This is a genomic window from Paenibacillus sp. N119s (assembly GCF_059447605.1).
The window spans coordinates 1-4,796 of sequence record NZ_JCAJRU010000313.1 but is presented as its reverse complement, the minus strand read 5'-3'; the positions used below and the strand labels follow the sequence as shown (position 1 = coordinate 4,796).

Annotated in this window: 3 protein-coding genes and 1 riboswitch; of the genes, 2 read left to right on the top strand and 1 reads right to left on the bottom strand. The window is 46.6% G+C overall.

The features are described 5' to 3' along the window. Window positions 1-1,465 (top strand): excinuclease ABC subunit UvrC (locus AC5V8P_RS23500; RefSeq protein WP_495473919.1); only part of this gene is annotated, 1,465 nt, incomplete at its 5' end. Here the strand turns inward: AC5V8P_RS23500 and AC5V8P_RS23495 are convergent. After that, window positions 1,434-3,164: a CPBP family intramembrane glutamic endopeptidase gene (locus AC5V8P_RS23495; RefSeq protein ID WP_064798047.1), complete on the bottom strand. Its 1,731-nt coding sequence runs from the start codon at window positions 3,162-3,164 to the stop codon at window positions 1,434-1,436. The two genes, AC5V8P_RS23500 and AC5V8P_RS23495, sit on opposite strands and share 32 nt — an antisense overlap. 262 nt (window positions 3,165-3,426) lie before the next feature. After that, window positions 3,427-3,578: riboswitch (cyclic di-AMP (ydaO/yuaA leader) on the top strand. Between the two features lie 148 nt (window positions 3,579-3,726). Here AC5V8P_RS23495 and AC5V8P_RS23490 point away from each other — a divergent pair. After that, window positions 3,727-4,796 (top strand): TrkH family potassium uptake protein (locus AC5V8P_RS23490; RefSeq protein ID WP_495473918.1); only part of this gene is annotated, 1,070 nt, incomplete at its 3' end.

The following is a 4,796-nucleotide window of genomic DNA, read 5'->3' as shown; positions in this document are numbered from 1 at the left end:
TGACCAGATCAGTCAGGAGATTGGTTCCTTTTTAAGCGGAGGGCATGAGGAGATTAAAAAGGATCTTCAGCGCAAAATGCAGGAGGCCGCAGAGGAATTGTACTTTGAGCGTGCCAAGGAGCTGCGGGATCAGATTATTAGCATCGACGCAATGATGGAAAAGCAGAAAATCACCACATCTGATGCAAAGGACCGGGATGTATTCGGCTTTTCGGTAGATAAGGGCTGGATGTGTGTACAGATCCTATATGTCCGCAAGGGGAAAATGATTGAGCGTCATATGTCGACTTTTCCTTTCTATGGTGAAGCGTACAGCGATTTTATGTCCTATGTGACGCAATATTACAGTGACAACCCGGCAGTGCCGCAGGAGATATTGTTGCCAGATTCTCCAAAGCTGATGAAAGAAAAATCGGCTGATGTCGATCAACCGATTGCAGCAGAAACTGAACTTTACAGTGCAACTACAGCGGGAACTACCGGGATTACAGATGAGAAAGCATTACAAACGGAGTCAGACCTTTCTGATGCCCCACTGCGGGTAGCCGAAGCACGAGCATCTTATGCAGAAACAGAAACAGAAACTCAACTATCCGGTGGATTGGAGGACCCATCTGCGGCAGCTCTCGCTCTGGCTGAATGGTTGGATGTAAAAGTACTTGTGCCACAGCGTGGGCTGAAAAAGCAAATGACGGGTATGGCGACGGAAAATGCACGTGTTGCATTGGATGAGAAGTTTAAGCTGATCGAGCGCGATGAGGAGCGGACATCCAAAGCTGCAAGCAATCTGGGACGTGCCATTGGGCTGGATAGTCTGCATCGGGTAGAGGCGTTTGATAATTCCAACATTCAGGGTTCCGATCCAGTCTCGGCCATGATCGTCTTCATTGACGGTAAGCCTGCGAAGAAGGAGTATCGAAAATACAAGATCCGTTCTGTGCAGGGACCCGATGACTATGAAACGATGCGCGAGGTTATTCGGCGTCGATATGAACGTGTACTGAAGGAAAATCTGGAGCGTCCCGACTTGATCATTGTCGATGGTGGACGTGGACAGATAAAAGCGGCAACCGATGTATTGGAAAATGAATTAGGATTGTTTATTCCTGTATGTGGTTTGGTGAAAGACGCCAAACACAGAACTTCCCAACTACTGAGGGGGGGAACATTAGAGGCCGTGACACTTGCACGCAATAGCGAGGAATTCTATCTGCTGCAACGGATTCAGGATGAGGTTCACCGTTTTGCCATTACGTTCCACCGCGAGCAGCGCGGCAAATCAATGGTAACTTCCCAGTTGGATTCCATTCCAGGCATCGGAGAGAAACGGCGTAAGTTGTTGCTTAAGCATTTTGGATCGCTCAAAAAAATAAGAGAGGCCAGCGTCGAAGACTTCCGGCCTCTCTCTATTGGGGATAAGCTTGCTCGGCAGATTATAGCTGCCCTTCGGGAGGAGGAGTCGTAGGATACGGCTCCTCTTTTTTCACGGGTTCAAACATGGTTCGATTAGGCTTTTTAGGGCCAAACCAGTAAATGATGTAACCGACAATAGCCGGAAGTAAGATCCAGAATAGACCGGCGCTCACATTTACAGTGTCTCCCAGACTGATCACGCTGAGCCCCATGAGTATGCTATCAAAAATAATATGGCTGAACATGGCGGCGATAAAGCCGTAGCGCAGGAACACAAAACTAAACAGCAAACCAAGAAAAGTCAGCTCAATAGGTCTGGAAATCACCGGATAGATCGGATAAAGCGTATGTCCCAATGCCCAAATAAGCGTAGTGATCAGACAAGCAACAAACGTATTTTTGACTATTTTTTTGACCATCGGAATACCAAACAGACGGTAGACAGTCTCTTCTCCAATCCCTGCCATCCAGGCCATAATCGGCAGTAGCCATGGATAAGCCATATTGTAAGGGGATTGCGTGGCGTCTGTTGTGGAGAACGTATTAAATGTGCGCTCTAGTACAAAGAATAAAATGGATTGTACGCCGAGTAAAATAAAGGCCCACAAGTAGCCGACATACATGCTGCGAAGCACATACAGCCCGTAGCCTGGCTCTTTGGCACGTGGCCATGCATTGAGTCCAACCTGACGCATAAGCCCGTCACCACCGACCAAAGAGAAATAGATGGCGACAGCCATGAAAAAGGTTACACCAATCTGGAATACCATAAGAAAGATAAGCATACCCTTACTGCCTGCTTCAGATTGCAGCAAAGGCAGCATGTTCATGGTCCCAGCTACACTAGCAATAAAGTATACAATGGACAGAATAATACCGCGAACAAATGAAGTATGTCGTCGAGTGAGTGACGCATACACAATGGCAAGCACGCCCAGTACAAAGCTAAATAGGGCATAACCCGCATAAGTCATCCAATTCGCCCAGTATGTTTGCTGTTTAACATAGTCGGTGTAGGACGAAGGGGCCGAAAAGCTTTGGGTAAACGAGCGAACATCCCCGTCTTCAAAAGTAAAAGACAGTGTAAGTACCGAGGCGCCGATTTTCTTTTCGTCCACAGTATACTTCAGCCCACCATCCCCCTCAGTGGTCGCGAGCTTTAATTCCGATGGCTTAAAGCCAAAGCGTTTGATCCATATTGCCGCAGCCTCTTCCTTGGCTTCGAGCGTCAAGTCGCCCTCAGCTATACGTACAAGCCTGTTTTGTGCTTGTTCATCCGTAGAAACGTCAGCCTGTGTGTAGTTGGTGCTGGAGGTGATCCGTTTAAAGCTAACGACCTTCCCAGTGGATAAATCCACATGTATTTGCAGTTTGCCCTTGCCTGAGGAATCAGGCAAATCAACCCGAAAGGTTTCATAAGGATAATTTTTTTTCCATGTGCGATCGTACTGTTGAAGCAGCTTTTCTCTGGATAAATAACCGTATAAATCCGTTTCAGCCTGATAGGTCACAACCGGCTTCTCTGGCTGTGATTCCGTATAGCCCAGTTCGGAACGGGCAAAGTCGAGGGCATGTATGACCGCTTCTTGTTTGCTGATGATCTTTGCATTCGTCAATGTTTCCGGACTTGGATTGCTAAGCGAGGGAAGAAGCAATTGAAAGATAAAAAAGCAAATCAGGCCAACCCCGCCCAGCAAGCCTAATTTTTTGAAGTTGGCCGTGAGCACGACCGGTTTCCCGATAGGATTCATGAGTTTCCTCCTTAATCTGTAAATAAGAACATCCATTAAAGATATCATACTGCACAGGTTCCCGCCAACAGACCAGCGATATTCATGAAAATAGAGTGAAAGCACTGTAAAGTTTTAATAAAATTAGATAAGTTGTGATTAAACGATGCCCATTCACAAATTAAAGCCAATTTCACGTTTTTTCGACGAAATCAGTTTTGTGATCTGGACAGAGAAGGATTATAATCTTGAGGCAATGCCTATGAAATATATTAGGTAATGATATACATTTAAGCCGAATTTCATGAGAAAACGGGGGAACCATGTTACTGGGGTGAATTTTACAGCCGATCCAGATGGAACGGGAATGTAAATAGGGCATACTGTACTGTCCGAATCCGTCAGCTAACCTCGTAGGCTATGGGCAGGAACCAAGTCAGGGGCACTCGGTTTTCCGGTGTCTTTTTTTGTGTGTAAAAGTGTGCTGAGTTAAGGACGCTGCGCCTTAAAATCACCAAACGTCTCATGAGGTAGTAGCAATTTCCATGCTCATAAATTACCAAGGAGGAGAAGTGATGAATAAATGAATCCCAATGCAAGCTGGTTTCGGCTTTCTCCACCGCAGATATTCGTTGCAGGCTTCGCTATTATCATTCTAATAGGTAGTTTATTGTTAATGCTGCCCATCTCCAATACAACGGGGAAGCCACTTGCGTTTATCGACGCATTGTTTACGGCCGCGTCCGCGACCTGTGTAACCGGGCTTGTCGTTAAGGATACAGGACTCTTTTTCACAACTTTTGGTCAAATTGTTATCGTTGCGCTGATTCAGGTCGGAGGTCTTGGCTTTATGACCATGGCTACCTTGATCGCGTTGGTGTTCAAACGTCGCATTTCCTTGCGGGAGCGCCTTATTTTGCAAGAAGCGATGAATCAGACCTCTGTCGAAGGAATTGTCGGATTGATCCGCAAGGTGCTATGGTACTCGCTGATTATTGAAGGCGTATGTGCAGCCATTTTTTCGATTCGCTGGTCGTTTGATATGCCGGTAGGCAGAGCGATTTATTTTGGAATCTGGCATGCGATTTCCATGTTTAATAATGCTGGTTTTGATTTGTTCGGTGAATTTCGTAGCCTGACAGGTTATGTATATGATCCAATTGTTAATTTTACAGCTATCTTCCTCATTATTTCGGGCGGCATTGGTTTTGTCGTGATGTCAGACCTGGTAGAATACCGCAAGCGCAAGAGACTGTCCTTACATACCAAGGTGGTACTCAGCATGACAGCTGTTCTGATTGTAGTCGGGACACTCGTCATTTTTGTATTTGAGTTTACGAATCCGAAGACGCTTGGCTCGCTGGATTGGGGGGGGAAAGTGCTGGGATCTTTATTCCAGTCGGTTACCCCCCGTACCGCAGGCGCCAACACGCTGGACATTGCAGGCTTGCGGCAGGCTACGCAGTTTTTTATCATCATACTCATGTTTATTGGGGCTTCGCCTGGCTCCACTGGAGGCGGGATTAAGACCACTACGTTTGCCCTGCTCATTGGAGCTGTGTTTTCGATGCTGCGGGGACGGGAAGATATTGTGCTGTTCCGGTACCGACTTGCGCAGGCACGAATTTATAAGGCTTTGACCATTACATTGCT

Coding starts and splice junctions, on each gene's coding strand:
- AC5V8P_RS23495 (WP_064798047.1), bottom strand. CDS start 3,164: ATGAATCCTATCGGGAAACCGGTCGTGCTCACGGCCAACTTCAAAAAA.